This is a genomic window from Paraburkholderia phymatum (assembly GCF_038900715.1).
Classification (GTDB): Bacteria; Pseudomonadota; Gammaproteobacteria; order Burkholderiales; family Burkholderiaceae; genus Paraburkholderia; species Paraburkholderia phymatum_A.
The window spans coordinates 1-255 of record NZ_JAYMRZ010000122.1 but is presented as its reverse complement, the minus strand read 5'-3'; the positions used below and the strand labels follow the sequence as shown (position 1 = coordinate 255).

Genomic DNA, 255 nt, shown 5'->3' with positions numbered 1-255 from the left:
CCCTACGGTGAGGTTGATGCCGCCGCACTGGAGGGGCTGCAGTCGCGCTATGACACGACGCGGGTGCTCGATGCGTTGGATACGCTCGACGAACTGCGCACGGGCCTTAACGATCCGGAAGGCCTGCGGGACGATCTGTTGCGCCTGCATGGAATCGAGCATGCTCTCGTCAACGGTGCGAACTTCGCGGCAACAACCCGGGACGTGTCGATTGTCGAACAGATCGAGGACGTGCTCGACCAGATCGATCACTAT

1 protein-coding gene is annotated in these 255 nt (G+C 61.2%); it reads left to right on the top strand.

The window, feature by feature from the left end; genetic code table 11:
* A partial coding sequence (tnpC, locus tag VSR68_RS42685; RefSeq protein ID WP_342945395.1) for a Tn3 family transposase post-transcriptional regulator TnpC occupies positions 1–255 on the top strand: 255 nt, incomplete at both ends.